General features: G+C 67.0%; 19 protein-coding genes and 1 tRNA gene. 7 read left to right on the top strand and 13 right to left on the bottom strand.

All coding sequences use genetic code 11. The features are described 5' to 3' along the window. Positions 1-391: 391 nt before the first annotated feature. From AB4Y68_RS13890 to AB4Y68_RS13865, 6 genes are all read right to left on the bottom strand, one after another. The gene (locus AB4Y68_RS13890; RefSeq protein WP_441456347.1) at positions 392-1,162 is read right to left on the bottom strand and encodes a PIG-L deacetylase family protein; all 771 of its coding nucleotides are present in this window, start codon (positions 1,160-1,162) and stop codon (positions 392-394) included. Then, positions 1,162-2,286: a glycosyltransferase gene (locus tag AB4Y68_RS13885; RefSeq protein WP_441456346.1), complete on the bottom strand. Its 1,125-nt coding sequence runs from the start codon at positions 2,284-2,286 to the stop codon at positions 1,162-1,164. Before AB4Y68_RS13885 ends, AB4Y68_RS13890 begins: the two co-directional genes overlap by 1 nt. A 187-nt stretch (positions 2,287-2,473) precedes the next feature. Then, positions 2,474-3,487: a lysylphosphatidylglycerol synthase domain-containing protein gene (locus tag AB4Y68_RS13880; RefSeq protein WP_441456345.1), complete on the bottom strand. Its 1,014-nt coding sequence runs from the start codon at positions 3,485-3,487 to the stop codon at positions 2,474-2,476. 351 nt (positions 3,488-3,838) lie between these two features. Further along, on the bottom strand, positions 3,839-7,648 hold the full coding sequence (locus tag AB4Y68_RS13875) for a LamG-like jellyroll fold domain-containing protein (RefSeq protein WP_441456344.1): 3,810 nt from the start codon (positions 7,646-7,648) through the stop codon (positions 3,839-3,841). A gap of 127 nt (positions 7,649-7,775) precedes the next feature. Continuing rightward, entirely contained in the window at positions 7,776-9,431 is a 1,656-nt protein-coding gene (locus AB4Y68_RS13870) for an ATP-binding protein (RefSeq protein WP_441456343.1), read from the bottom strand. A 178-nt stretch (positions 9,432-9,609) separates the two neighbouring features. Continuing rightward, positions 9,610-10,452 (bottom strand): BLUF domain-containing protein, encoded by an 843-nt coding sequence (locus AB4Y68_RS13865; protein ID WP_441456342.1) that lies wholly within the window; start codon positions 10,450-10,452, stop codon positions 9,610-9,612. A gap of 252 nt (positions 10,453-10,704) precedes the next feature. Here AB4Y68_RS13865 and AB4Y68_RS13860 point away from each other — a divergent pair, with 252 nt between their 5' ends. Then, positions 10,705-11,793 carry a protein-glutamate methylesterase/protein-glutamine glutaminase gene (locus AB4Y68_RS13860; protein ID WP_441456341.1) on the top strand — a complete coding sequence of 363 codons (1,089 nt, stop codon included), beginning with the start codon at positions 10,705-10,707 and terminating at the stop codon, positions 11,791-11,793. Next, positions 11,790-12,629 carry a CheR family methyltransferase gene (locus tag AB4Y68_RS13855; protein ID WP_441456340.1) on the top strand — a complete coding sequence of 280 codons (840 nt, stop codon included), beginning with the start codon at positions 11,790-11,792 and terminating at the stop codon, positions 12,627-12,629. The genes AB4Y68_RS13860 and AB4Y68_RS13855 overlap by 4 nt, the downstream gene beginning before the upstream one ends. Before the next feature lie 24 nt (positions 12,630-12,653). On the opposite strand, the gene AB4Y68_RS13850 is transcribed toward AB4Y68_RS13855, so the two are convergent. Genes AB4Y68_RS13850 through AB4Y68_RS13840 form a run of 3 tightly spaced genes read right to left on the bottom strand, consistent with a single transcriptional unit; the run spans position 12,654 to position 17,612 of the window. Further along, the gene (locus tag AB4Y68_RS13850; protein ID WP_441456339.1) at positions 12,654-14,249 is read right to left on the bottom strand and encodes a methyl-accepting chemotaxis protein; all 1,596 of its coding nucleotides are present in this window, start codon (positions 14,247-14,249) and stop codon (positions 12,654-12,656) included. 43 nt (positions 14,250-14,292) lie between these two features. Then, positions 14,293-14,754 carry a chemotaxis protein CheW gene (locus tag AB4Y68_RS13845; protein WP_441456338.1) on the bottom strand — a complete coding sequence of 154 codons (462 nt, stop codon included), beginning with the start codon at positions 14,752-14,754 and terminating at the stop codon, positions 14,293-14,295. A gap of 14 nt (positions 14,755-14,768) precedes the next feature. Continuing rightward, positions 14,769-17,612 (bottom strand): hybrid sensor histidine kinase/response regulator, encoded by a 2,844-nt coding sequence (locus AB4Y68_RS13840; protein ID WP_441456337.1) that lies wholly within the window; start codon positions 17,610-17,612, stop codon positions 14,769-14,771. 343 nt (positions 17,613-17,955) lie between these two features. Here AB4Y68_RS13840 and AB4Y68_RS13835 point away from each other — a divergent pair, with 343 nt between their 5' ends. After that, positions 17,956-18,342 (top strand): response regulator, encoded by a 387-nt coding sequence (locus tag AB4Y68_RS13835; protein WP_441456336.1) that lies wholly within the window; start codon positions 17,956-17,958, stop codon positions 18,340-18,342. Positions 18,343-18,344: 2 nt separating this feature from the next. Continuing rightward, positions 18,345-18,725 carry a hypothetical protein gene (locus AB4Y68_RS13830; RefSeq protein WP_441456335.1) on the top strand — a complete coding sequence of 127 codons (381 nt, stop codon included), beginning with the start codon at positions 18,345-18,347 and terminating at the stop codon, positions 18,723-18,725. Between the two features lie 273 nt (positions 18,726-18,998). On the opposite strand, the gene AB4Y68_RS13825 is transcribed toward AB4Y68_RS13830, so the two are convergent. The 3 genes from AB4Y68_RS13825 to AB4Y68_RS13815 all read right to left on the bottom strand — a co-directional run bounded on the left by AB4Y68_RS13825 (position 18,999) and on the right by AB4Y68_RS13815 (position 21,405). After that, positions 18,999-19,073, bottom strand: a tRNA-Val gene (locus AB4Y68_RS13825). Between the two features lie 86 nt (positions 19,074-19,159). Further along, positions 19,160-20,449, bottom strand: coding sequence for a dicarboxylate/amino acid:cation symporter (locus AB4Y68_RS13820; RefSeq protein WP_441456334.1), 1,290 nt, complete (start codon positions 20,447-20,449; stop codon positions 19,160-19,162). Positions 20,450-20,718: 269 nt separating this feature from the next. Then, the gene (locus AB4Y68_RS13815) at positions 20,719-21,405 is read right to left on the bottom strand and encodes an HAD-IA family hydrolase (protein WP_441456333.1); all 687 of its coding nucleotides are present in this window, start codon (positions 21,403-21,405) and stop codon (positions 20,719-20,721) included. A 72-nt stretch (positions 21,406-21,477) separates the two neighbouring features. Between AB4Y68_RS13815 and glmU the strand changes: the two genes are divergently transcribed. Beyond that, positions 21,478-22,845 (top strand): bifunctional UDP-N-acetylglucosamine diphosphorylase/glucosamine-1-phosphate N-acetyltransferase GlmU, encoded by a 1,368-nt coding sequence (gene glmU / locus AB4Y68_RS13810; RefSeq protein ID WP_441456332.1) that lies wholly within the window; start codon positions 21,478-21,480, stop codon positions 22,843-22,845. Next, the gene (rpiA, locus tag AB4Y68_RS13805; protein ID WP_441456331.1) at positions 22,842-23,525 is read left to right on the top strand and encodes a ribose-5-phosphate isomerase RpiA; all 684 of its coding nucleotides are present in this window, start codon (positions 22,842-22,844) and stop codon (positions 23,523-23,525) included. The genes glmU and rpiA overlap by 4 nt, the downstream gene beginning before the upstream one ends. A 12-nt stretch (positions 23,526-23,537) precedes the next feature. Here the strand turns inward: rpiA and AB4Y68_RS13800 are convergent, their stop codons facing one another. After that, entirely contained in the window at positions 23,538-24,482 is a 945-nt protein-coding gene (locus tag AB4Y68_RS13800; protein ID WP_441456330.1) for a hypothetical protein, read from the bottom strand. A 404-nt stretch (positions 24,483-24,886) separates the two neighbouring features. Here AB4Y68_RS13800 and gor point away from each other — a divergent pair, with 404 nt between their 5' ends. Next, positions 24,887-26,275, top strand: coding sequence for a glutathione-disulfide reductase (gene gor / locus AB4Y68_RS13795; RefSeq protein ID WP_441456329.1), 1,389 nt, complete (start codon positions 24,887-24,889; stop codon positions 26,273-26,275). Positions 26,276-26,348: the final 73 nt, after the last annotated feature.

Below are 26,348 nucleotides of genomic sequence, written 5' to 3'. Positions count from 1 at the left end.
TAGAACTCATCGACTCGCCCGCCTTCCAGCGATCCCAGATTTCAGCCCGCTGGGCCGCCGAGTAATAGATCCGCCGCCGCTGCTTCATCGCCCACGCTCCATCTCCGAAGAAAAGTTAGCGTGTTGCGTTCACCGGTTGAGCCCACCGTCGGTGGTGAGCAACTCCCGCCTAGCGTCCTGCTGCAGACATTGGCCGGACGCCTGGAAGCCGAAGTCAGCCAGGGAAGCCCTCTTCCTCGATAGAGACAACGTCAACGCCGCGAGGGTGTGCTCGTTCGGGGGCGTCGACCGTGAACTGGGCGCAAAGCTGGCGCGGACCGATGGCAAGGACTGACCCTTTCATCTTCGCCCGACGATGTGCCGTTTGTCGCGGCGCGCAAATTGACGGGTGTCATGCGCTGGCGTCTCCAGCCAGAGACAGGAAGGTTGCGACCTGCTCCGACACCATCGCATAGGATGGCCGCCCCCGGCGCTCATAAAGCAGGGGGCCGGCATGGGGGCGCTGTCTGACGCGGTCCTGCGACAGGCGTTGGACCGAGAAACCGCGCTGCGCGTAGCTGAGAAAAACGGCGGGCCAGAGCGTGGACCAGACCCCCGCCTGGGACGGATAGAAGCGGACGGCGGCGGCGAAGGCCAGCCAGTCCCTGCGCCCTATTGAAACGGGAAGCAGGGGGCCGTTTTCCGGCAACGGACGCGCGCCATGGAACAGCGGGCCAGGCAGGTCGGCGCCGTTGTACAGGCTGAACTGCACGACCGGGCAGGGAGAGGCGGAACCTCGGGCCAGATGCGCGGACAGCGCCACGCCCAGCACGGCGCACATGTCGTGGTCGATGTGGCCGCCCTCCCAGGCCGGGGTGATGATCCCGTCAATTGACGATGGCGGCAGGGCGGAGAGCAGGGCGGCGAAGACGTGTTCCAGCCCATGCAGCAGTTGGCCGTCGAAGGCCCGGGCGCCGCCGTCGCCGAGAATGATCCTTTGCGTGATCCCCAGAGCGTCGAGGCATCGCGTCGTTTCGTGAAGACGCTTCGTGCGCTCGTCAGGCGTTCGGGGAACGGCGTTGAAGGCCAACAGCAGCGGCTCGCCCTTGTCTCGCGCCTGGACCAGCAGAGGGATCGCGCAATACTCGTCGTCATAGTGGGCCAGCAGGACCAGGGTCGTCATCAGTGCGTCGTCCCGCCTGGGGAATGGCCGTCCGGCGCGATGAAGTTTCGGTCGCCGGTCAGGTCCGCATAGATGCGGGTCAGGCGCTCAAAGGTGCGGGGCCAGCCGTGGCGGCGAACCGCCCGCGTCCTGGCCGCATCCCCCAGCGCCGAGGGATCGCGAGCGAACAGATGGGCGACGGCTTCGGCGAGGGCGGCGGCGTCGGCGCCGTGGGCCGGGGCGCCGACGGCATCGTCGATGATCTCGCCCACGCCGCCTTGATCGGGGCCCACGACCGGCAGTCCGCAGGCCATGGCTTCCAGTACAATCAGGCCCAGGGTCTCGTTCGGGTTCGCGTGGATGAAGGCGTCGCAACCGGCCAGCAGACGGGCCAGGCGTCGAGGCTCGGGCTCGAACGGCAGGGCGATCACGCGGTCTGAATGGGGCAGGCCTTCGCCAGCGCCGATCAGCAGCAGACGATAGGGCGCGCCCAGTTGTTCGACGGTCTGGACCAGGACCTCGACCCGCTTCTCGGGGGCCTTGCGGCCAGCGAAGACCAGCAGGCGTTCGTTGGGCGCTACACCGATCATTCGCCGCAAGGCGTCGCGGCTTGCGGCGGACGGAGAAAAGACGGCGACATCGACGCCCAGGGGCACGGCCTGAACCTTGTCCAATCCAGCCTCGCGCAGCATCTCGGCCATATAGCGGCTAGGGGCCAGGACGGCGTCGAACTGGGCGCATCGGTCGATCCACAGGCGGCGCGCCACCCGCGACGCCCAGGGACCGAAATACATCTGGGCCAGCACGGCCGGATTGCTGTGGCAGAAGCCTATGACCGGCACGCCGCGCGCGTGTCCGACACGTAAGGCCGCGAGACCGGGGGCGTAGGGGTCGCCGGCCTCGATCAGTGTGGGGCGGCATTCCTCGATCCGCGCAGCCCAGTCGGAAGAACTGAGCGGACAGCGGTAGCCGTTGCCCAGCGGCAGGGCGAGCGAGCGAATCCAGGCGACCTCTGGGTCCTGATCGTGACGGCTCTGGGCGGGCAGGACCAGCCTGTGGACCACCTGCGGACGATGGACCGCCAGCCAGGCGCGCTTGGCCAGGAGGTAGCGTTTGACGCCGCCGCTGGCGGGCGTGAACAGCATGGTCGTATCGACCAGACACGGTGCGGCCCACTCCTGCGAGACTGCGGACCCTCCCGTCTCGATTGGCGATCCCCATGTGGATGGGACGCGTTCGGAAATGCCCTTCAGGCCATCCATCATTTCGTCCTGGCGGCCAGTGGAAACGGGCCAGGGTGGACGGAATACGTGGTCGTCGCCTTGACGATGGTCAAGGGGGCGCATCGTCGGCGGCGAGGGCACCGGGCGTGGTCTTCTGACGCTGGATCATGCCCCAGACCGCCAGACCGAGGGCGACGAGCAGAGGCAGCAGATAGAAGATCAGGCGAAAGCCGATCATGCCTCCGGCCAAGGCCTGAGGATCGGTGTCAGGCAGAACCAGCAACAGAGACGCTTCGAACACGCCCAGGCCGCCTGGCGACGCCGACGCGAGTCCGATCAGGCAGGCGATGGCGTAGGCCAGGACGAAGGTCTGGAAGGGCGGGGCGGCGGCGCCGATCAGCATCCACAGGATGGCGGCGGCCAGGATATTGTCGACGACGCCGATCACCACCTGGCCCAGGGCCAGGGGGCCGTCCGGCAGACGCAACTGCATGGTCAGAGGGGCCAGCGGCCAGCGCGTGCAGGCGATCACATAGAGCGTCGGCGCGCTCAGAAGCACGATGGCGAGGGCGCGGCCGGCCGGCACGCCGAGACCCGCCGCGCGAAGTTGGGGCCCGTCCGCGACGGCCAGGCCCAGTCCCACCATGGCCGCCAGCCCCAGCGCAAACGACAAGGCGCCGAACAGGGTCGTGGTCGCTGAAGGCAATAGCCGCAGCCCGGCGCGTCGATAGGCCCACGATCGCGCGAAGGTGGCGACCACGACATTGGCCCCCAGGCTGTGCGTGATGCCGTTGACGATGGTGGAGCCGATCAGGGCGGTGCGCAGCCGAACCGACACGCCGCTCCAGTGCAGCCCCAGCCATTCCAGAACCCCCAGCAGGGCGAAGCTGGCGGCGCACAGCGCCACGGCGGTCGCCACCCCACCCGGCCCCCAACTCGCCGCCTGGTGCAGCAGGTCGCGTCCGCTGAGATCCCGGTACTGGGTCCACAGCACCGCCACCGCCGCGACCATCAGCGCGACGCCGATCAGCGGGCGGCCCACGGCGAAGATACGCCGAACCGCGCTTCGGCCGGTGGCGAGAGCGGAGGAAGGTGTCAGATGCAGATGCAGAGGCAGGGCCATCGTAACTGCGGCGTCATGGCTTCTGGGCCGACGCCGCCAGCGCCTTCAGGACCGCATGATTTCGTCGCGCCATGAATATGCTCCCAATCTCTTCGCTGGACGAGGTTAGGCGCTACGCGGGAGGTCGATTTGACCGTCGTCATATTGGGTCGGTTCGGCGAGTGGAGAGGTGGCCGCTGCCGCGCATCGTCCTCTGGCGCCTGACCGATGCCCAGGTCGCGCGATCCAGGGTCGGACCCGGCCCGCGCGTCCGGCGAAGGGACTGAACGCGCCGCCTCCTCGGGGGGCGGCGCGCCAGCCGTACTTGTGTCGATCCTCCCTTCGGCTGGAGGTCATCACGACCGTCCGAGCTCAGTCGTTCGGCCAGGGCGTCCGGTTGTTCGCCGTGCTGACCTCGACTGGCGCGCCATCGAGGATCAGCCGGACGTTGGTCCCTGAAGGAAGGTCGCGTGGCAGGCGCAGACTGACCGTCTCGGTCCTGGGTTGCAGATCGTCGGGCGAGGCCAGGGGGCCGAATCGGGCGGTGGCCAGGACGGCGCCGTCCGGACCTTCGAGCACCACTCGTCCGCCGGGCGAGGGGACGGCGCCGAGGCCATGCACCGTGACCGACAGCCGTCCGCCGCGCCGCGCCAGATCGGCGGCGCCGATGCCGACGTCCGGTCGGGTCGACATCGGAGGACCGGCTTGGGCCAGGGCGAATTCGATCACGCTGGGGCCTGGCGGCAGGGTGACGGGAACGGCCTCTCCCGGCCCGAAGACAACCGTCTCGGTCCGGCCCGCATCGGGCCTGTCGTCGCCGTTCGCATCGGCGCCCTGCGTCATGCGCCATTGGCCGGGCGTGACCTCGGCCCCGCTGATAGCGGCCTTGATCGGCGTCGAGGCCATGTTCCAGACTACGATGCGGAAGCCGTCACGGGCGGGCTCACGCACCAGAATGCCGACCTTCAGCGCGTCCTCGGGAACGTCAAAGCGCCAGCTGATCCGGTGGCCCGGCACAATGCGCCCGCGAACGAGGGCGACGCCGCCGAGGCGCGCGCGCTGGAGTTGGTCGGACGGCAACTCCACCCGATCGGTCCACCAGTGGTCTTCGGTCTGCATCTTCATGCGGATTGAAGCGAACTGGATGTCGTCGGCGTAGAGCCGTTCGAGGAAGGTGCGATCTCCGGTTTCGGCGGCGGCGATGGCCAAGGCGTCGGACGAAGCGTCCGGCCTGGCGGCCGCCATGACATAGTCCTGGTTCAGTTCGGGCCGCCCCAGATCGCGGGCCGCGTCGCTGTTGACGCCGGACCATCCCGACGATCCGGGCGCGCCCATCGGCGCCAGATATTTCGCGTCGCCGGTCCAGCGGAAGGCCGACCACAACAGCATGGTCGTCGGGCCGGGGCCCGAACCGCGCTGGGCGTCGGTCGTCCAGTTGATGTCTGCGGGCCAGGCGATTGTTCCGTCCGGGCCGGGCTTGCCGTGCGCCAGATAGCCATCGGCCAATTCGAGCAGCAGGGCTCTCAGCTTCGGCGAGCCATTGTAGTCGACCAGGGCCATGCCGGGGTGCAGGACCAGATGGGACTGGGGCTTGGACCAGTCCCACGGCCTGTCTCGGGCAAAGTGCGAGCCGCTATAGTAGCTGGAGATGATGTGACGGTGGCCTGCGGGGTTCACCTCGGTCAATTCGCCATAGCGGCGGGCCGTCGCCATCAGTCGCTCCAGCGTTCGGGGGTCGCCGCGATTGAGCAGCGCGGCCTGGCTGATGGCGTTGATGCCCTCCTCGTAGGTGTGAAGCTCGTCGGTCTGGATCGTGCCCAGCCCATTGGTCCACATGCCGTTGCGGTAGCTGGCCTCGATCAGGGCCTGGAGCGAGGCGTTCAGCTTGTCGGTGTCGACGCCCATCAGGGCCGGGCCGACCCACTGATTGGTCAGGTCGGTGTCGTCGGAAATTCCACCGCCGAATTCGCCCTCCACCTGGCGGTTGTCGATCCACCAGTTGATGAACTGGCGCACCAGCTTCAGGTCCTCGACCTGACGAAAGGCCCATAGAGGCGCGCCGGGCGGCGGCGTCAGCTGGGTGAAGGCGGGCAGGGGCTGGGATGCGTTCCACTCGCTCCAATAGGCTCGACCCTCGACGTTCTCCGGATCGACGCGCAGCAGGTCCTTGAGGTCGAGATAGAACTGGTTGAACAGGCCAAGGTCTCGCGTGATCTGACGTTCCTCGACCAGGAAGCCGTAGCTGTCCTTGATCTGGGCCAGCCGGTCGGCGACGTGCTCGGGCCGGGCGGCGTCGCGAGACTTGAAGATCATCCGCACCCCCATGCCGTCCAGATCCGCCGCGTGGAAATTCGGGCTCGAGGCGGCGATGGTGAAGTAGAGGCTGTCGTCGTCGTCCAGGATGCGGTCGCGGGTGTCGAGAAAGACGGTGCGCCCTTCGCCCGGTTTGACCGCCACATTGACGTCCAGCATGTCGCGCAGCGGCCACAGCGGATCCTTGACCCGGATATTCAGCGAGATCAGTCCGTCCGGCCCCGGCGTGGAGGTCAGAGCCGGGATGTCGAGCACGATGCCGTCCAGACCGCCGGCTTCCTGGAAGCTCAGGGTCGGCACATTGCGGATCAGCGGTCCGCCCGGTCGCCCGCGTCGGAAGTCGATGGGAATCACGACGTGGGCCAGCGGCCGGTCGCCGGTCAGGACAGTGGTGCGCGGCGCCGTCGGCGCGCTGGAGGGCAGGGCGGCGACCGTGTCGCGCTCCTCCGCCGTATGGCGACCGGCGATGAAGGCGGACAACTTGTCGGTCGCGACGTAGTTGGGCTCGACCCCGGCGCGCACGACATAGGCGTAATCGCCGACGCTGTCGGGCAGGGCGCCGGGCGTGACGTTGTAGACGCCGATTTCCTGGATCGGGGCCTCCTGGTTCGTGTTGATGAAGCGCACCGCGCCGCCGTCGTGGGGCTTGACCCGGGTCGTGGTGCGTTCGGCTCCGCGCGGACGGTCAGCCAGGGTCTGGGGCGGAGACTCGTCGATGACACGACTGGCGTCGATGCGGGCTGTTACGGCGGACAAGCGGCCATAGGCGGCCCCCTGAATCTCGACCTGGTTCCAGGGCTCGTCGGGCAGGAACCATGTCGCCGTCTTGCCGCCCATCGAATAGACGTTCCAGTCGGGCAAGGTGAAGTAGTCGTTCCGTCCCGGCAGGCGCGAGCGATTGTAAACGCCCGGCCAGGTGGTTTCACGGATGCCGTCGTTGCCCTTCCACATGCGCTGGGCGATGTCGCGCTGCTCGGTGAACTCGACGCGGCGGATGCGGGTGACCGGATCAGCCAGATAGGGGGCCGAACCCTGGTCGAAGCCAAAGCGGCGATTCCAGGCGGCGCGCCAATCCGCCGTCGGCGTTGGAGCCGGCGTCGGCGAATCGACCGCGGCGGGCGATGCAATTGCGGCGGCCTCGTCATCCGACAGGGCGTGGTCGTAGATTCTCAGGTCGTCATAGTCCGAGCCGCGCGTGAAACTGTAGCGGCTGTGAACCTGGATCGGCGCGACGATCCGCGACGCGACCCCGAACTGGTCCAGGGCGGCGTCCAGAACGGCCGAAGTCCGGGTTGCGGCGACACGTTTGCCATCGACATGCAGGACCACGCCTTCGACCTCGTCCCAACTGAAGGCGATGTGCATCCAAGCGTCCGGGGCGGGCGTCTGGGGCAACTCATACGACACCCGGAGGCGGGCGAGGTTGGTGTCCGTGACGAAGGCGTCGAAGCCGTGACCGTTCCAGTCGATTCGCAGGAAGGCCATGTCCCAGCTGGAGTGGTCGGCATAACCGACGCGGAACAGAACAAAGGGCGTGGGGCCGACAGCGTAGCGTGAGCGCCAATCAAAGGCGACGGCGCCGCGGGCCGCGAAGATGTTGCCCGGCGCCCGCCAGGCCAGCTGCTGATCGTCGCTGCCCTCGATATAGCCGCCACGGGCGCCGCCCATGGGCTTCAGCGCGATCTTGTCAGCGAAGGTCGGCTCGGACTGACCGACCGCATAGTCGGCGGACAGCGAGGAATCGGCGGTGACGTGAAACAGCAGGCCGTCCGGTCGGAGAGCGGCGATCTGGGCGCTAGCTAGCGAAGCGGAGGCCAGGGCTGCGCCCGTAGCGAGAACGGCGACGACCGCCCGTTGAACGATAGACATCGAAACACTCCCCGGTCGCCGATCTGCGTCGGCCCGGTCAGACCCTAACCCGTCCTTGACACCGGTGTCGTCTTCAAATTTGCAGAGCCGAGACGGGCAGCTCCCGGACGCCTGCGCGCGCCCCGGATTAGCTGGCGGTCGCCGAATTGATCGCCCCTGAGATCGCCGAGAACAGTTTGTCGACCTCGATGGGCTTGGCGATCACGCCATCCATCCCGGCCTGCCTGTACTCGACCAACTGATGATCCATGGCATTGGCTGTGAGGGCGAGGATGGGGGTGCGTGATTGGCCGCTGTCCAGTTCGCACCGCCGGATGATCGAGGTCGCGGTTGGACCGTCCATTTCGGGCATCTGCACATCCATGAGGATGAGATCCCAGGGACTGTTCTCCCAGGCCGCCACGGCTGCTCGTCCATTGGGAACGATCACCGGAACGATGCCCGCTTGGCGAAGCAGGGTGTCGATGACCAGCTGGTTGGCACGGTTATCTTCCGCCACGAGGAGACGGAGCGGGTTCGCGCGTTCGGAGGTGTCGGTGGAACACTGGATATCGGGTAGGCGCGGGACCTGGCCTACGTGTTCCAGAGGCAGCCGAACGGTGAAGGATGTCCCTTCGCCAGCCACGCTGGCGGCGGAGATGTCTCCCCCCATCAGTTGGACGAGGTCCTGACAGATGGCCAGTCCCAGACCGGTGCCGCCATAGCCCCGGGTAATGGAGAGGTCCCCCTGTTCGAACTTGTTGAACAACCGCAGACGAGCATCGGGAGGAATGCCAATGCCGGTGTCGCTCACTGTGATGACCAGCAGTTCGCCCTGTCGATCGGCGACGACATCGATTCGACCCTGTTCGGTGAATTTGATGGCGTTCGAGGCCAGGTTGTTGAGGACCTGTCGCAGGCGCAACGGATCGCCCAGATAGGCGCCCTCGGCTCGCTTGGCGATGCGCAGTTCGAACTGCAGCCCTTTTTGCACGGCCAGCGCTGAAAAGGTGTCGTGCGCTCCGCTGAGCAGTTCACCGAGATCGAACTCCAGCGTCTCCATCTGGAGCTTGCCCGCTTCGATCTTGGAAAGGTCGAGCATGTCGTTGAGGATCCCCAGCAGGCTTTCTCCCGACTTGCGGATGATCTCCAGTCGCTCAGCCTGTTTGGAGGGAAGGTGATCGCGGGCCATGGCCTGGGCCATGCCGAGGACGCCGTTAAGCGGTGTGCGGACTTCGTGGCTCATGGCGGCCAGAAAGGCGGACTTTGCGGCGTTGGCGGCGGTGGCGTCGCTGACGGCCTGGTTCAGCGCGGCCTCGGCCGTCACGCTTTCCGAGATGTCCCGGACGATGGCGGTGTAGATCATGCCGGTGCGCGTCGTCAGCTTGGACAGGCCCACTTCGATCGGCACCAACCGGCCGTCCTTGGTCAGGCCGGTGACGTCCTGGCGGCTGCTCATGCGACGACTGAGAATGGCGCCTGCGGCGAAGCCCTGGGCGCGCTGCCGGTGCGCCTCGCGCCGTTCGTGCGGAATGAGGAAGTCGATCGGTTGTCCCAGGGCCTCGGGCGCCGTGTAGCCGAAGATGACCTCGGCGCCCTTGCTGAACAGCAGGATTCGCAGATCCTGGTCGGCGACGACAATCCCCTCAGACGAGATGTTCAGGATGCTGCTGAGGATGTCCTCCAGCGTCTCTGGTAGTCCGGCCTGAACCGCCAGGGTCTTCTTGAGCGCGCTCCGGGCATGGCGCCAGCGCGAACGGGCGTCATGGGCGCCGGGTTGTCCGCTGCGATGGGGGTTCTTCATGATCATGTCTTCCCCGGCGGCTCGCTGTGCGGACGCTTGGCGCGTTCGCTCTGTCAACGGTCCCTACATACGGGAATTCTGCGATTTTTAGATCTGCGTTCTCTCGAATTTTGAAATAAAATTCAGCAAAATCATTATATTACATGCGGGGCAGCGCCCTTTCGTCTTCGGTGGCGTTTCAGTGCGCCTGGGGCGCAATCTCGCGCGGCGGCGCTTGTCGGCCGCTGCCGCACGTCGAGTCCAGGCAGACGGACGCGAGCGTGCAGGCGCCGGGCGCCCCGCGCATGTTGCGCGGGGGCGAGTGCTGCAGGTCGCGAGCCGCGCAGAGCAGTCCCGAGGCGGCGCTCGGCGTCAACCTGTCCGGGTGGAAATCAGCCTGAAACGCCGGGTCCGCCGGGTGTCTCGGATCCGAGGGGAGCAGACCGCAGCAGAAACTGAAGTCAGGAAACCGGCGCCGGTTGGTGGGGCGATCTTCAAGCAGATGAAGGTCTCCGTGCTGCGGGTAGCAGGAGATGGCGCGATAGGCCTGATGCACGACGTCCCTGTCGCCTTCCAGCGCCTGCAGGAGATGACCTTCTCGCGCGAAGATGATGCCGGTGATGCCGAGGCCGGCATGCAGGGTTTGGGCCTCTGCGTTGATATAGGCCAAGGTCGGCCGCAGGCTTTCGCCCGCGTTTCGGGCGATGCGGCTGTGATAAATGAGGCGATGCAGGCGGGGCGGGGCCTCGCGGTCCGGCGCGCGGGGGCGGGCCTGGTCGTCTCCGCGTTGTCGTGCGCGGTGGAGGACGCCGATTGTGCCCGTGTCGTCGCCATCGAATTGGACGCCGATGGTGTCGAAGGCGTCCTGAATAGCGCGCAGGGTGCGGGCGTTCGCCTCTACGGGGCCGCGAATGCGCTCAAGCCTCTTGATGGTTTCGAGGCTGAGGCCGGAAAGCCGGGCCAACTCGGTTTGCTCGATGCGGGAAAGCGCTCGCGCCGCTCGAATCTGCTCGCCGGTAAGTGATAGAATATTGAAAGTCATTTGCTTGTGAAAAGCAATCGGATTGCACCTAGGGTGTAAGTGCATGCATTTGTGGGGGCAATTTTCTATTTATGTATAGGCATTGCAGACAAATGATCTTAACCGACGCTGAGTTCTCCTATAGGCATTAACTAGATATTGTCACGATTTACGCCGTAACTTCGAGCATCAATCGGCCATCGCAGAATATGATCAATTTTGATCTGGCGATATTGAATCGATTTTCCAGCGTTGCAGTGGCGCTGTTGGGGGATGAAGGCAATGGGGAACGCCTCACAGGCGATCAAAGTGATGATCGTTGACGATTCAGCGGTCGTGCGCGGGATCGTCCGGCGTCTGCTGGACGCCGATCCCCAGCTTGAGGTGGCGGCGGTCGCGTCCAACGGTGAAATGGCCCTCAAGGCGCTGCGCCAGCACAGGGTGGACGTGGTGCTTCTCGACATCGAGATGCCGGTCATGGGCGGGCTGGACGCGCTGCGGCGGATCGTCGTCGAACATCCCTCGGTCAAGGTGATCATGGTTTCGACGCTGACGCGCCGGAACGCCGAGATCAGCCTGGAGGCCCTGAGGATGGGCGCGGCCGACTATGTCGCCAAGCCCGAGGCCGGCATCGCCGCCGCGACCGAGTTCGGCCGCGACCTGATCGCCAAGGTGAAGGCCTTGGCGGCGTCGCGCGGGTCCCGGCCTGTGGTCGCGCCGCTGTCGCCCCATCGGCCGGCCGCGAACCTCGGGATGCGGCATGGTCGCGCGCAGCGTCCCATGGTGCGGGCGCTGGGCATCGGCGCCTCGACCGGCGGGCCGCCCGCGCTGTTGAAGATGTTCCGGGCCCTGCAGGGGGCGGGGGCGCGGCAACCCATTCTGGTGACCCAGCATATGCCGGCGACCTTCACCGCCCTGCTGGCCGAACAGATCGAGCGGGCGGCGGGGCGTCCCTGCGCCGAGGGAAGGGACGGCGAGCCGGTCCAGCCGGGCCGCATCTATGTCGCGCCGGGCGGCTGGCACATGACGGTCGAGAACGGCCCGACCTCGCCGGTCATCCGGCTGGATCAGGGCGCGCCGGAGCATTTCTGCCGACCCGCCGTGGACCCCATGCTGCGCAGCCTGGCCGCCGTCTATGGCGACGGGGCGGTGGCGGCGATCCTGACGGGCATGGGAGCGGACGGGGCTCTGGGCTGCGAGGCGGTCGCGCGCGCCGGGGGGCGCTTCATCACGCAGGATCGGGCCACCAGCGCGGTCTGGGGGATGCCGGCGGCGGCGGCGGCGACGGGGCTGGCGGAGGCCGTGCTGCCCCTGGACGATATCGGGCCGTGGCTTCGGCGCGCGACGGAGAACGCGGCGTGACCGGGCCGGACTTCGAGCATTTCTGCCGCCTGGTGAAGGACCGCTCGGGCCTCGTCCTGACCTCCCACAAGGGCTATCTGGTCGAGAGCCGGTTGAGCCAGGTGGCGCGCGCCGAAGGTCTGGCGGGCGTGCCGCAACTGCTGGAACGCCTGCGCCTCGGCGGGCCGTCGGTGGAGGCGTTGCTGCTCCGCTGCGTCGAGGCGATGGCGACCCACGAGTCCTTCTTCTTTCGCGACAGCACGCCGTTCAACCTTCTGGCCGGGCGGGTGTTGCCGCAACTGGCCGAGGCGCGGGCCGCGACGCGGGTCCTGCGGATCTGGAGCGCCGCCTGCTCCAGCGGCCAGGAACCCTATTCCATCGCCATCCTGCTGAAGGAGATGGGCGCTCGCCTCGCCGGCTGGCGGCTGGAGATCGTGGCCACCGACATGTCGCGGCCGATCCTGAAAAAGGCGGAGGAGGGCTTCTACAGCGACTTCGAGGTGCGCCGGGGCCTGACCGACGCCCGGCGCGACCGCTGGTTCGTCCGCGACGGTCACGGCTGGCGCGTCAGCCCGGAACTGCGGTCGCTGGTCAGCTTTCGGCCGCACAACCTGTTGAACGACAGCCTGCCGGGCGGGTTCGACGTGATCTTCTGCCGCAATGTGCTGATCTATTTCGACGTCGACCAGAAGCGGGCGGTCCTTCAGCGCATGGCGCGGACCCTGGCTGAGGACGGCGGCCTGTTTCTGGGCAGCGCCGAGACCGTGCTGGGCGTCACCGACGCCTTCGAACTGACGCCGGGGGCGGCCGGCCTGTTCCGGCGAGCCGTTCCGGGGCGCAGCGCCCGCACCGCCTGACGGGTGCGGGCGCCGCCCGAACTCCTAGCCGCGCATGAAGGATTCGATCTCGGCCCGCAGCGTGTCGAGCTCGCGCGCCTTTTCCGTCAGGCCCGCCGTCGCCGACAGCATGTCGGTCGCGGCCTGGGCGTTGTCCGACGCGGCGGCGGTCACAGCGACGATGTTGGCCGAGACCTCGCGCGTGCCCATGGCCGCTTCCTGAACATTGCGGGTGATCTCCTGCGTCGCGGCGCCCTGTTCCTCGACCGCGCTGGCGATGGCGGAGGAGGCTTCACTGGCGCGTTCGATGGTGCGGCGGATGCTCTCGATGGCGCTGACGGCGGCGTGGCTGGCCTTCTGGATCGAGTTGACCTGATCGGCGATCTGCTTGGTGGCGCGCGCCGTCTGATCGGCCAGGTTCTTGACCTCCGAGGCGACGACGGCGAAGCCCTTGCCAGCCTCGCCCGCGCGGGCGGATTCGATGGTGGCGTTCAGGGCCAGCAGCTTGGTCTGGGCGGCGATTTCCTGAATCAGGCCGACGACCTCGCCGACCCGTTCGGCCGAGTCGGCCAGGCCGCGCATGGTCTCGTCGGTGGACAGGGCTTCTTCGACCGCCAGACGCGAGATGCTGCTGGATTGTTCGACCTGACGGGTGATCTCCTGGATCGAGGCGGACAACTCTTCGGCGGCGGCCGCCACGGTCTGGACGTTGGACGAGGCCTCGTCGGAGGCGACGGCGACGGCCGAGGCCTGGCTATTGGTCTCCTCGGCGCTGACGGCCATGCCCTGGGCCATGTTGCTGAGGGCGACGGCGGCCCCGGCCACGTCCTGGCTGAAGTCGTTGACGCGGTCGATGAACCGGGCCTGTTCCGTGACGACGGCCCAGGTCAGCATCATGCCCGTCATCCGTCCCTCGGTGTTCTTCACCGCGGCGATGTTGAGGTCCAGCTTCTGATCACCCAGCTGGATCAGGGCGCGATGCGGCAGGCTGCGGGGATCGGCCAGCATCCGGCGCTGATGTTCTGGGTGCTTGTGGAAGATGTCGATGGACTGGCCGAGCATCTGATCGACCGGGATCGGCAGCAGGTGCTGAAGCGGACGCAGGGTCTCGATCGAGCGACGATTCACATAGGTCAGACGCAGTTCTTCCGGCTCGCACAGCATGACGTTCAGCGGCATGTCGTCCAGCATCTGCAGTAGGCGCTGGTTGTCGCGCTCGGCCTTGACCCGTTCGGTCTGCAGCGACCAGGTGGTCATGGCGGCGACATAGCGCCCCTGATCGTCCAGCACGGCGCTGACCAGCAGGTCCAGGAACTCGCCGCCGATCTCGATGGTCGCGCGATGGGGCAGGTTGCGCGGATCGGCCAGCATCCGGCGCTGATGGGCCGGGGCCTTGTGGAAGACGTCGATCGAGGCGCCGACCAGCTCGTCGGCCCGGATCGGCAGGACGTGTTCGATCGAGCGCAGCGTCGTCAGCGTGGCCTTGTTGGCGTAGGTGATCTCGAAATTGATCAGGTCGCAGATCATGACGTTGACCGGGGCGTCGTCCAGCAACTGCTGGAAGTCGGGCGTCCATTCGGCGGACGCCTTGGCGCTCTGGTCGATGGTGCGGGCGCTGCGCGCTGTGGCTCCGCTGGTCATGATGGGTCTCCGTGAGGGGCGAGTTGAAAGGTGCGGGCGGCGGTCAGGCGAGGGCTTCGCCGACGGACGGATCGTTCAGCGTCAGGACGGCCTCGGTCCGCAGCACCAGCATGAGGTCGTCCTCCAACCGGTAGAGGCCGTCGCACAGGTCGCGCCAAGCGGGCGACAGGGTCGGCGGCGTCGGCTCGTGCGCCGAGGGCGGCAGCCAGAGGACGTCCCCGACGTCATCGACCATCAGGGCGTAGAGCTCGCCCGAGGCCTGTTCGACGATGACCGAGACGCTGCTCGTGCTCTGATCCTCGGCCTGCGGCGGCAGGCCGAGGCGGCGGCGCATGTCGATGGCGGTGACGATGCGGCCGCGCAGGTTCAGCGAACCGGCGATCTCGGGTGGGGCTAAGGGCACGCGGTTGATCGCGGTCTGAGCGATCACGTCCTGCACCTCCAGAACCGGCACGCCGAAGGTCTGGCCGCCGATCTGGACCGAGACCAGCCCGGCCTCTGTCATAGGGTTCGGCCCGCTCACGCCGCCGCGCTTTCGGGCGTCAGGGCGCTGGAGACGGCGTCCAGCAACCGGGTGGCATCCAGCGCCGGGCCGCCGCCGTTCAGCAGGGTCAAACTCAACAGGGGGGTGGCGTGCCACCGCTCGGCCCCGGCCAGGATGCGGGCGAACTCTCGCGCGCGGCTGGGCTGGAGATCAGCCAGGATCAGGTCGAAGACCTCGCTGGCGTCGTGGTGCCCCAGCGCCCCCTCGGCGTCCGGAGCCACGGTTACGGCGTAACCGGCGCGCGCCAGCAGCGGTCCCAGCAGAAGCTGAGTGAAGGCGCTGGGGTCGATGATCAGCAGGCGTTTCAGCCCGGCGAGCGGGGCGGCGGCCGGTCCGGCCTCGGTCGCCGGGGCCGCATCGAAGGCCCGGCGCCAGTAGGCGTCGACGTCGATCAGGTCGGCGGCCTGATCGAGGACGATCAGGCTGCCCAGCGTCAGCCCGCCCGTGCTGTTGATCTCGGGCCGGGCGGCGGTTTCGACGATGTCGACGATCTCTCCGATCAGCATGCCCAGAGCCTGATCGCCGCGTGCGAAGACCAGCAGGGGGCGTCGACCGGGGCCGGTCCAGTCGGGCGCGCGGCCGTCGGCGCCCAGGATCGGCATCAGGCGACCGCGATACTGAAGCACGGCGCGGCCTTCCACCTGTTCGATCTGTCCTGCCTCGATCTCTTCGATGCGGGACACGGTGGTCAGCGGCGCGGCGCGCAGGGTCGCGTCGGCGGCGCGGAACAGGAGCATGGCCTCCTCTTTCGGCGGCGGGGCGGCGTTTGCGCCTCGCGCGGCGTCGGCGCCAAGACCGGCCAACTGCCCGGAAATCTGATCGACCCCGGCGGTGCGCGCGGTGCCCTTGGGGTCGAGGATCAGGATGACCGCCCCGTCGCCGAGAATGGTCGCCCCCGAATAGAGGTTGAGGTGGCGCAGCACCCCCGCCACCGGCTTGACCACGATCTCCTCGATATCGAAGACCCGGTCGACGATGACGCCGAAGGTGCAGGCGCCGAAATGGGTGACGACGATGCAGGTCTCGCTGGCCGCCTGGGGCGGGCCGTCCTCGCCTAGCTTCAGCAGCCGTTGCAGCGAAACCAGAGGCAGAAGCCGCTCGCGCAGCCGCAGAACGGGGGCGCCCTCGATCTGCTCGATACAGCGGCCCGAGGCGCCGCTGGCGCTGACCAGTTCGATGATCGACGACTGGGGCAGGGCGAACCGCTCGCCGCCCGCCTCGACGATCAGGGCTGAGACGATGGTCAGGGTCAGGGGGATGCGAACGGTGAAACAGGCGCCCTGACCCTCGGTGGACCTCAGTTCGATCACCCCGCCGATCTGTTCGATGTTGGAGCGCACGACATCCATGCCGACGCCCCGGCCCGAGACGCTGGTGACCTGCGACGCGGTCGAAAACCCGGCGCGGAAGATCAGCTGCATCGCCTCGGCGTCGCTCATCTGCTCGGCTTCGGCGGGCGACAGCAGGTCCAGGGCGACCGCCTTGGACCGCAGGCGCGAAACGGACAGGCCGCGCCCGTCGTCGGCCACCTCGATGACGATGGCCCCGCCTTCGTGACGCGCCGACAGGGTGATGCGGCCTGCCTCGGCCTTGCCGGCGGCGCGCCGCTGGTCCGTCGACTCCAGCCCGTGATCGGCGGCGTTGCGGATCATGTGGGTCAGCGGGTCGCGGATCAGCTCCATCACCTGCCGGTCCAGTTCGGTCTCCTGACCGGACATGTGCAGTTCGATGCGCTTGCCGAGTTCGTTCTCAAGGTCGCGCACCAGACGCGGCAGCTTGGCCCAGGCGCCGCCGATCGGCTGCATCCGCGAGACCATGACCTTTTCCTGAATCTCGCTGGTCACCTGGTTCAGCCGGTGGAGCGGCGCCTTGAACGGGCTTTCCGGCTCCAGCCGCAGGGTTTGGATCATCTGGTTGCGGATCAGCACCAGTTCGCTGACCGAGCGCATCAGCTGTTCCAGCACCTCGACGTTGATGCGGATAGTGGCGGCCGATTTGCCGACCCAGGCGGAGGGAGGGGCGTCGTCGGCCGAGGGCGGCGTCAGCGGCGCGGCGGCGGGCGTGTCGATGACGATCCGGGCGCGGACGCGCAATTCGGCCACGTCCTCGGGCGCCGCGCCCAGGGCCTCTAGCGCGATGGCGACGACGGCGAACAGGGCGTCCTGCATTTCGCCTTCCAGGCGAATGTCGGCGATGTCCTCCAGCGCCCGCGTCAGGGCGGTGGTGTCGCCGCCGCGCGCTGCGCCTATCAGGCCTTGCAGAAGGGCGGCCTGCAGCAGGATGGGGTCGGCGTCGCCGAGCAGAGGCTCAAGCGCGGGCAACCGCATCAGCGACGGCGTGGCGGCTTCGGCGGCGGCGTCGAGCGTGGCGTCGCCGCCGAGGCGCTCGATCAGGGGGCTGGTCGTCGAGGCGGGGGCGGGGGCGACGGCCGCCGCAGGCCCGGCGGCGACGCAGGCCGCTTCGAGACGGGCGATGAGCGAGGCGTCCTGACCCGCAGGCTCTTCGCCGGTCGCGTCCAGGCTGTCGATCAGGCCGCGGATCACGTCGACGGCTTCCAGAATGGTGGTGACGGCGGCGGCGCTCACCGACAGGGAGCCGTCGCGGAAGCCGCCCAGCACTTCTTCCGCCGCATGGGCGATGCGTTGCAGCCGCGCCAAGCCGATAAAGCCGCACGCCCCCTTGATGGTGTGCATCAGTCGGAAGACGCTCGCCAGCGGCTCGGGGTCGTGAGGATTGCGCTCGAAGCGCACGAGTTCGCTGTCCAGCGCCTCGAGGCCCTCGCGCGTTTCCGCGATGAAGTCGCCCAGAACCTCGTCCACAGCCTCTCCCTGAAAATTGCGGCGGCAGGTCCAAAGGGAGGCCGGCGCCAAACGAATGAACGCGTGGAATGGCGTTGTTATCTATAGATTCGAATAATTCGCTACAGGGAAAGTCAGAGAGTGCGAAATTATTCAAAGCAATGATCGATTACGCTAATGTATTTTCTGCACCATATAACTAATTTAGTTCTTCTTTGCGTGCATTCCATTGCGCCTGTGGTGTATATTGATCCTATCAGGTTTGATGGACGTGGCTTTTTGATCTGAATCAATGTCCAGAATTTGTTTATGATATCGCAGTTTTACTGACGCTATCGATCACTGTGTGTGATTGGGGGGGATCATGACTGTCGACAAAGCGATGAAAATTCTGGTCGTGGATGACTACAAAACCATGGTGCGGATCGTGAGGGGGCTGTTGAATCAGCTCGGTTTTCAAAACGTCGATGAGGCGACCGACGGCCCCACGGCGCTGTCGATGATCGGTACGGGCGGCTACGGCCTGGTCCTGTCGGACTGGAACATGGCGCCGATGACGGGCTTCGAATTGCTGAAGGCGGTTCGCGCGGATCCGAAGACCAGGTCATTGCCGTTCGTCCTGGTGACCGCTGAGGCCAAGGTCGAAAACGTCATCGCGGCGCGTCAGGCGGGCGTGAACAGCTACATCATCAAGCCCTTCACCCACGCCGTGCTGAAGCAGAAGCTGACGGCCGTTCTGGGCGAGTTCTGAAGATGGGCGAGGCAGACGCGTTCGACGAAATCGTCGCAGCGATCCGGCAGGATCTGGCCACCGCGACGGAAGGGCTGATGGCGGCCTCGGAGGCGGGATTGCGCGATGTCGTCCTGGTTCGCAATGGCGATGGCGAAGCCTTGTCGCGGATCGAGGGCGGACTCCTCAGCGTGCTGGAAGCCTGCTCGTTGGAGGATATTATCGGCCAGCGGCTGACCCAGTTGCAGTCCGTTTCAGCAAGGCAGCCCGTGGCGGGAGCCGTCGGTGAAGCCGGGGGGCTCCAGAATGGTCCCGCTCGGCCGGGGCAGGGCTTGGATCAAACGCGGGCGGATGCCTGGTTCAGCATGGAAGACGATGAAACGGGCCGGTCTCCCATGGAGTGATCGGCGGGATCGGTCCCACGCAGCCAGGCCTTGCATTGGACTTGGCTGACGCGGGGCGGCGAAGGGCGGCGGGCCTAGCTCGCGGAATAACCGGTCTTGATCTGGGTGTAGAACTCCACCGCGGCGAAGCCCTGTTCGCATTCGCGAGGCATGGATCTACCGGCCAGGCACGGCACGCGGCTGCACGCTCCCGCCATGCAGATCCCTGCAGCACGTTTCTGGGGAGGTTCGGGGAGCAGGTGGTTCCTCAATCACCCAAGTGATTGAAAGAAATGGTGGACGCGACAGGGATTGAACCTGTGACCCCCTCGGTGTGAACGAGGTGCTCTCCCGCTGAGCTACGCGTCCAGCGCAGAACGGCCAAATCGAAAAGGCTTGGGCCGTCGGGAGGCGCGATGTAGCCCGCGATTCCGACGACGGCAAGCCTCATTCGATCAAATACCGGCGGCGCGGACCCCTTCCGGCGTCTCGGTGTCGGGGTCGCCAGGCAGCCAGGCGACGTGACCGTTGTAGATGTTCTCGTTCAGGATCTTCTCTTCCTTGGCGACCAGGACCGGGACCAGCATTTGGCCGGTGACGTTGGTGGCGGTGCGGATCATGTCGATGATCCGGTCGATGGCGACGATGTAGCCGATGCCCTCCAGCGGCAGGCCCGCCGTCGACAGGGTCAGGGTCAGCATGACGATGGAGGTGCCGGGCACCCCGGCCGTGCCCAGCGAACCCAGAACCGCCGTCAGGCCGATCAGGACGTACTGGGTCAGGCTGAGGTCGATGCCGAAATACTGGGCGATGAAGATGGCCGCGATGGCCGGGTAGATGGCGCCGCAGCCGTCCATCTTCACATTGGCGCCCAAAGGCACGGCGAAGGCGGCGTAGGCCTGGGGCACGCCCAGACGCTCGACCGTCTGGCGCAGGGTGATCGGCAGGCTGCCCATCGACGAGGAGGTGGCGAAGGCCGTCTGCTGCGCCGCGAAGGCGCCACGGAAGAAGCTGGTGATCTTCAACCCGTGCAGCTTCAGCAGGCCCGAATAGACGATCAGGATGTGGAACAGGCAGGCGGCGTAGATGGCGAAGATGAACTTGCCCAGCGGCAGCAGCGCCTCCCAGCCGTAACCGCCGACGACCGAGCCGATCAGGCCGAACACGCCGAAGGGCGTCAGTTGGATCACCCAGCGGGTGATGCGGAAGATCAGCGCCGCGCCCTCATCCACCAGCCGCCGCGCGTTCTGCGCCCGGTCGCCCAGCGCCACCAGCGCCCCGCCTACCAGGGCCGAGAAGAAGATGATCTGCAGCACCTTGCCCTCGCTCAGCGCCGCGAAGGGGTTCGTGGGCACGATGCCCAGCAGCACTTGCAGCGGGGTGGGGATATCGCGCGCCTTCACCTCGCCCAGCGGCAGGTCCGACAGGCCGACGCCGGGATTGATCAGATGGCCGAAGGCGAAACCGACCAGCACCGCCAGCAGCGAGGTGATGGCGAACCACACCAGCGTCCGCACCCCCAGCCGCACCGCGCCGACGCCTTCGCCCAGCTTGGCGATGGAGCTGGCGATGGTGAACAGCACCAGCGGCGCCACCACCATGCGGATCAGGTTCAGATAGACGTCGCCGATCGGCTTCAGCCAGACGGTCGCCTGCTCGCGCAGGATCAGGCCGGCGATGATGCCCAGGGCGAAACCGGCGGCGGTGCGCTGCCAGAGGGGGATGGCGAAGAAGCGACGGAACATGACGACCTTTGGGGAGGAGCGGTCGGTCTATGTGTTTGCAGGCGTGCGTTACGGCAACCGCGACGGGCGCAGATGGCGCGCAGAAGTTCTGTCTGGATGTTTAGATTTTCTAACTCTGATCCTTCTCCCCTTGCGGGAGAAGGTGGCCCGTCAGGGCCGGATGAGGGGTCTCGCTACGCTCTGAAGGCGGCGAGTTGAATGTCCCGCAACCCCTCATCCGTCAGCCTTCGGCTGCCACCTTCTCCCGCAAGGGGAGAAGGGAAGATGCGTTAAGGCATCACCTCGGCCAGCGCCGCTTCGAACCCGTCGTAGTGGTCGATCACCACATCCCCGCCCAACTCGTCGCGCGGCACGTCGTTGTAGCCGAAGCCGACGACGATGCAGGCCACGCCCGCGTCCTTGGCCGCCTTGGTGTCGGTGGTGCTGTCGCCGACCATGACGCAGCGCACCGGATCGCCGCCCGCCTTCTGCACCGCTTCATGGATATGGGCGCCGCTGGGCTTGCGGGCCGAGACCGCGTCCGGCCCGGCGATGAAGGCGAAGTGCTTGGTCAGGTCCAGCGCCTCGATCAGGGCGACGGACAGGTCGGTGCGCTTGTTGGTGGCGACGCACAGGATCGCCCCGCGCGCGGCCAGCCGCTCCAGCGCCGGAACCACGCCGTCGAAGGCGCGGCTCTCGTCGGCGATGTGGGCCAGGTAGTCCTCGATGAAGCGGTCGAACAGACCGGGGGCATGGGCCTCGTCCCAGGCGGCGCCGGCCTCCATGAAGCCGTGACGCAGCAGGGCCATCGCCCCGTGCCCGACCAGATGCCGGGCCGAGGACATGGGCACGGGCGGCAACTCATACTCGACCAGCATCCGGTTCAGCGTGCCGATCAGGTCGGGCGCCGAGTCCACCAGAGTCCCGTCCAGGTCGAAGGCGATGGTCCAGCCTTCCAGATCGCGTTCGATGCTCATGTCGTCTCCCGGCTCGCGCAGGCCCCGGCAATGGGCTAGATCGCGCAGGACGACAAGCCGCCGGATCGATTCATGACCGCACCACATCCTCGCGCCGCCATCATCCTCGCCGCCGGGCAGGGCACGCGGATGAAGTCGCCGTTGCCCAAGGTGCTGCACCCGGTCGGCCAGCGCGCCATGCTGGATCACGCCATCGACGCCGCCGAGGCCCTGGGCTGCGAGCGTATCGTCGTGGTGGTCGGTTCTCATTCGCCCGAGGTCCGCGACCACGTCGTGCGCCGTCTGGGCGAGGACTCCATCGCCGTTCAGGACCCGCCGCTCGGCACCGGCCACGCCGTGCGCGCCGCTGAGGCCGTGCTGGGCGACTTCATCGGCCATGTGGTCGTGACCTATGGCGACGTGCCGCTGCTGAAGGCCGCCGACATCGAGCCGGTCTTCGCCCCAGACTTCGCCAATCGGCATGAAGGCGTCACCGTCATCGGCTTCGAGGCCCGCGATCCCGGCGCCTACGGTCGTCTGATCCTCGACGGCGACGACCTTCTGGCCATCACCGAGGCCAAGGAGGCTTCCGAACAGGTTCTGGCGATCACCGCCTGCAACTCCGGCGTCATGGCCGCGCCGGTCGGCCTGCTGTTCGACCTGCTGGCCCAGGTGAAGAACGACAACGCCAAGGGCGAATACTATCTGACCGACGTGGTCGAGTTGGCCCGCAAGCGCGGCGCCCCGACCCGCGCCGTCTTCGCCGCCGAGGACTCGGTCATGGGCGTCAATGCCCAAGGCGAACTGGCCCAGGCCGAGGCCCTGTTCCAGTCGGCCCAGCGCGAGCACTTCCTTGCGGCGGGCGTGACCATGTCGGCCCCCGACACCGTCCACTTCGCCTGGGACACGGCAGTCGGCGCCGGCACGACCATCGAGCCCTTCGTCGTCTTCGGCCCCGGCGCCCGCGTGGCCGAGGGCGCGCGCATCCGCAGCTTCAGCCATATCGAAGGCGCCAAGGTCGCGACCAAGACCGAGGTCGGCCCCTACGCCCGCCTGCGCCCCGGCGCGGACCTGGGCGAGGGCGTCAAGGTCGGCAACTTCGTCGAAGTCAAGAACGTCCGCATGGACGCAGGCGCCAAGGCCAACCATCTGGCCTACCTCGGCGACGGGACGGTGGGGGCCAAGGCCAACATCGGCGCGGGCACGATCTTCTGTAACTACGACGGCTTCTTCAAACACCGCACCACGGTCGGCGAGGGGGCCTTCGTCGGCTCAAACTCCTCGCTGGTCGCACCCGTCACCATCGGCGCGGGCGCCATAGTCGGCTCCGGCTCGGTGGTGACCAGGGACGTGGCGCCCGGCGACCTGGCCCTCGGGCGCGCCGAACAGACGACGAAGCCGGGCTGGGCCGCCCGCTTCATGGACACGATGCGCGCAAAGAAGGCGGCGAAATCCCAATGAGCGACCTGCAGAAGAAGAACGCCGGCGAAGCCGCCGCCGCCCATGTCGAGCCCGGCATGGTCGTCGGCCTGGGCACCGGCTCGACCGCCGCCTGGTTCGTGAAGGCGCTGGCCGCCCGCAATCTGACCGGCCTGCGCTGCGTCCCCACGTCAGAGCGCACCGCCGACCTGGCCCGCGACCTGGGCCTGACCCTGTCGACGCTGGAAGACACCCCCCGTATCGACCTGACGGTCGACGGCGCCGACGAGATCGGCCCCGGCCTGGCCCTGATCAAGGGCGGGGGCGCGGCCTTGCTGCGCGAGAAGCTGGTGTGGGAAGCGTCTGCCCGCTGCATCTGCATCGCCGACGCGGCCAAGGTCGTGCCGGTGCTGGGAACCTTCCCTCTGCCGATCGAGGTCGTCGCCTTCGGCCACAAGACCACCGCCAACCGCATCGCCGACGTCCTGGCCGACCATGACATCGCCGCCCCCGCCCGCGTCCGCCAGGCCGACCGCGGCCTGATCCGCACTGACGGCGGCAATCTGATCTACGATGCGGCCTGCAAGGTTATCGCCGATCCGGCCCGCCTCGCCGCCGACCTCAAGAGCCTGACCGGCGTGGTCGAGCACGGCCTGTTCCTCGACCTGACCGACCTGGCCATCATCGGCACGGACGAGGGCGTCGAGACGCGGGCGCCCTAAGGCTCCTTGCTCCTAGTCTTGCGTCTGCTCTTCTGCGCGCAGCCGTTCGTGGGTGCGTTGGATCGAAGAGGTGATCTCGGAGCGCGCCGCACTAAGGCTCTTGCGGGTTCGCTGGGTGTCATAGAGGCCGGCCAGATAGGCCTTGTCCCATTCGGTGAGGCTGATGACGCTTTCAGGCGCATCGAAGACATTCAGGATCGACGCATAGCGGCTGGTGTCCGCCTTCGGATCAATCTGGGCGAAGGTGACCATGGCGATGTAGTCGGCCAGTTGCTGAATCTGGACGTTGGCGAGTTGATTGGCGTCCACGACGACGATGGTTCGGAAAATGTCATCAACGATTTGCGTGCTGAGACGCGAGGCGAAGACGTTGAGGACTGGCACGTACGAATAGACGGACTCACAGCTTCCCTGGCACTCGCCCGGTATGCGCGTAACGCGTTCGCCGGTGACGGCATCCACGGGCATGCTGACCTGCCACCAGCGTACTGGCTGGTTGGACGATTGAAACGCCCCCAAGGCGGCGCCGCCTCGATCCATGCCTGATCCGCCCATCCGGAAGGTGTGCTTGCTGTCCTGAGTCATTTGAGCGGCCATGGAGTTGGCGTCGCTGGCGGCGATGATGAGCACGTTCGGCGAGCATCCGGGCGCGCCGGTTCTCAGACCCAGATCGCTGGCTACGGTTGAAACTCGGTCGACCAGATACTGGGCGGTTTCGGGCTCGAAGTGGGCGGCGCCGATGCAAAGCTTGCCGCGCCACCGCGCCAGGCTCCGATTCGGATTGGGGGCTGCGACGGAGCCTACGAAGTCGTCGATCATGGATTCAAGCGAGCGCCCGGTGACCTCAACGTCCTCAAGGCGAACGGGCGCGTCCTCGACGCCGGGCGCGGCTTGGGCGGCAGGCAAGTCCTGAACAGGAGTTGCTGAAAGCAAGACGGCCAGGGCGAGAGCGATCACGACAATCTCCGGTTCAATCTATCGATGTTATTTTAGAGTTATGGCATGAGGTGCATAGGTCAAATCGGCATGAGCGACCTGCAGAGCGAAGAAGAACGTCGGCGAAGCCGCCGCCTATCTCCCCTGACCTTCGAGACCGCTCACCGACGGTCGAAGCCGTCGGTGAGCGGTTCGCGTTCCTGGGGTGCGACGGTGATTGCGAGGGCGGCGAGGAGGGAAGCCAGCATGAGAGCCTTCTTTCGAAGATTGTCGTTCGGCGAAGCCTCGATCAAATCGAGAGGCGGGTCAAATGGCGCCCGGCTTGCGTCCGGCGTGGCTCCTGCCTAACTGCCGTGCCTGTGCGAGGCGCGCCGATGGATGCGCCCTTTGATTGCTGCGCCGCCACGGCGCCCGGAGCTTACCGAATGTCCGACGCCTACGACTACGACCTCTTCGTCATCGGCGCCGGTTCGGGCGGGGTGCGCGCGGCGCGGCTGACCGCGCTGGGCGGCAAGAAGGTGGCCGTGGCCGAGGAGTATCGGGTCGGCGGCACCTGCGTCATTCGCGGCTGCGTGCCCAAGAAATTCATGGTCATGGCCTCGGAAGTCAGCCACGCGCTGGAAATCGCCGAGGGCTACGGCTGGTCGTTCGCTGACGCCAAATTCGACTGGCCGACCTTCCTGCAGGCCAAGGACGTCGAGATCGCCCGCCTGTCGGGCATCTACGCCGCCAACCTGGGCAAGGCGGGCGTCGATCTGGTCCACGGCCGCGCCGTGATGAAGGACGCCCACACCGTCGAGATCGTCGGCAAGAACCAGACCTTCACCGCCGAGAAGATCCTGATCGCCACCGGCGGCCGTCCGTGGAAGCCCGAGGACCTGCCGGGCGTTGAACACGCCATCACCTCCGAAGAAGCCTTCCACCTGCCGGAACTGCCCAAGCGCATCCTGATCGCGGGCGGCGGCTATATCGCGGTCGAGTTCGCGGGCATCTTTGCTGGTCTGGGCGTCGAGACGACCCTGATCTATCGCGGGCCGAATATCCTGCGCGGCTTTGACGACGACGTGCGCGCCCATCTGGCGGGCGAGATCGAGAAGCGCGGCATCAAGGTCATCCTGGGCTGCCAGCACACGTCGATCGAGAAGACCGAGACCGGCCTGGTCAACCACCTGGGCAACGGCATGACGCTGGAAACCGACGTGGTCATGTTCGCCACCGGCCGCGTTCCCTACGTCAAGGCACTGGGGCTTGAGAACGCGGGCGTCGAGTTGAACGACGAGGGGGCCATCGCCGTCGATCCCTTCTCGAAGACCTCGGCCGACAACATCTGGGCCATCGGCGACGTGACCGACCGGATGAACCTGACGCCGGTCGCCATCCGCGAGGCCGTCGCCTTCCATGAGACGGTCTACAAGAACAACCCGCAGCATTTCGACTACGAAGCCGTCGCCACCGCCGTCTTCAGCCAGCCGCCGGTCGGCGTCGTCGGCCTGTCCGAGCATGAGGCGCGCCGCGCCTGTCCGGGCGAGGTCGATGTCTATGTGACCCGCTTCCGGCCGATGAAATACGCCTTCACCGGTTCGGACGAGCGGGTGCTGATGAAGCTGGTGGTCGAGGCCGACAGCCAGCGCGTCGTCGGCGTCCACATTGTCGGCCCGGAAAGCCCGGAGATGATCCAACTGGCCGCCATTGCCGTGAAGGCCGGCTTGACCAAGGCCCAGTGGGACGCCACCTGCGCCGTCCACCCGACCATGGCCGAGGAACTGGTCACGCTGAAAGAGAAGCAGTCCCCGGCGTCGATGTCGGCGGGCTGAACCCTGTTGGATGAGGCGGCTTGCCAGTCGCCTCATCCACGCGCCTTATGCGGCCCAGCTTTCCCGGAGGTCG

Source organism: Brevundimonas sp. 2YAF1 (assembly GCF_052114745.1).
Lineage (GTDB): Bacteria > Pseudomonadota > Alphaproteobacteria > Caulobacterales > Caulobacteraceae > Brevundimonas.
The sequence above is the reverse complement of the archived record's forward strand: the minus strand, read 5'-3'. Positions and strand labels throughout refer to the sequence as shown.

Bases quoted from the DNA above. Each gene is read 5' to 3' on its own strand.
- AB4Y68_RS13890 (WP_441456347.1), bottom strand. From the start codon at position 1,162: ATGACGACCCTGGTCCTGCTGGCCCACTATGACGACGAGTATTGCGCG.
- AB4Y68_RS13885 (WP_441456346.1), bottom strand. From the start codon at position 2,286: ATGCTGTTCACGCCCGCCAGCGGCGGCGTCAAACGCTACCTCCTGGCC.
- AB4Y68_RS13880 (WP_441456345.1), bottom strand. From the start codon at position 3,487: ATGGCCCTGCCTCTGCATCTGCATCTGACACCTTCCTCCGCTCTCGCC.
- AB4Y68_RS13875 (WP_441456344.1), bottom strand. From the start codon at position 7,648: ATGTCTATCGTTCAACGGGCGGTCGTCGCCGTTCTCGCTACGGGCGCA.
- AB4Y68_RS13870 (WP_441456343.1), bottom strand. From the start codon at position 9,431: ATGAAGAACCCCCATCGCAGCGGACAACCCGGCGCCCATGACGCCCGT.
- AB4Y68_RS13865 (WP_441456342.1), bottom strand. From the start codon at position 10,452: ATGACTTTCAATATTCTATCACTTACCGGCGAGCAGATTCGAGCGGCG.
- AB4Y68_RS13860 (WP_441456341.1), top strand. From the start codon at position 10,705: ATGAAGGCAATGGGGAACGCCTCACAGGCGATCAAAGTGATGATCGTT.
- AB4Y68_RS13850 (WP_441456339.1), bottom strand. From the start codon at position 14,249: ATGACCAGCGGAGCCACAGCGCGCAGCGCCCGCACCATCGACCAGAGC.
- AB4Y68_RS13845 (WP_441456338.1), bottom strand. From the start codon at position 14,754: ATGACAGAGGCCGGGCTGGTCTCGGTCCAGATCGGCGGCCAGACCTTC.
- AB4Y68_RS13835 (WP_441456336.1), top strand. From the start codon at position 17,956: ATGACTGTCGACAAAGCGATGAAAATTCTGGTCGTGGATGACTACAAA.
- AB4Y68_RS13830 (WP_441456335.1), top strand. From the start codon at position 18,345: ATGGGCGAGGCAGACGCGTTCGACGAAATCGTCGCAGCGATCCGGCAG.
- AB4Y68_RS13820 (WP_441456334.1), bottom strand. From the start codon at position 20,449: ATGTTCCGTCGCTTCTTCGCCATCCCCCTCTGGCAGCGCACCGCCGCC.
- AB4Y68_RS13815 (WP_441456333.1), bottom strand. From the start codon at position 21,405: ATGAGCATCGAACGCGATCTGGAAGGCTGGACCATCGCCTTCGACCTG.
- glmU (WP_441456332.1), top strand. From the start codon at position 21,478: ATGACCGCACCACATCCTCGCGCCGCCATCATCCTCGCCGCCGGGCAG.
- rpiA (WP_441456331.1), top strand. From the start codon at position 22,842: ATGAGCGACCTGCAGAAGAAGAACGCCGGCGAAGCCGCCGCCGCCCAT.
- gor (WP_441456329.1), top strand. From the start codon at position 24,887: ATGTCCGACGCCTACGACTACGACCTCTTCGTCATCGGCGCCGGTTCG.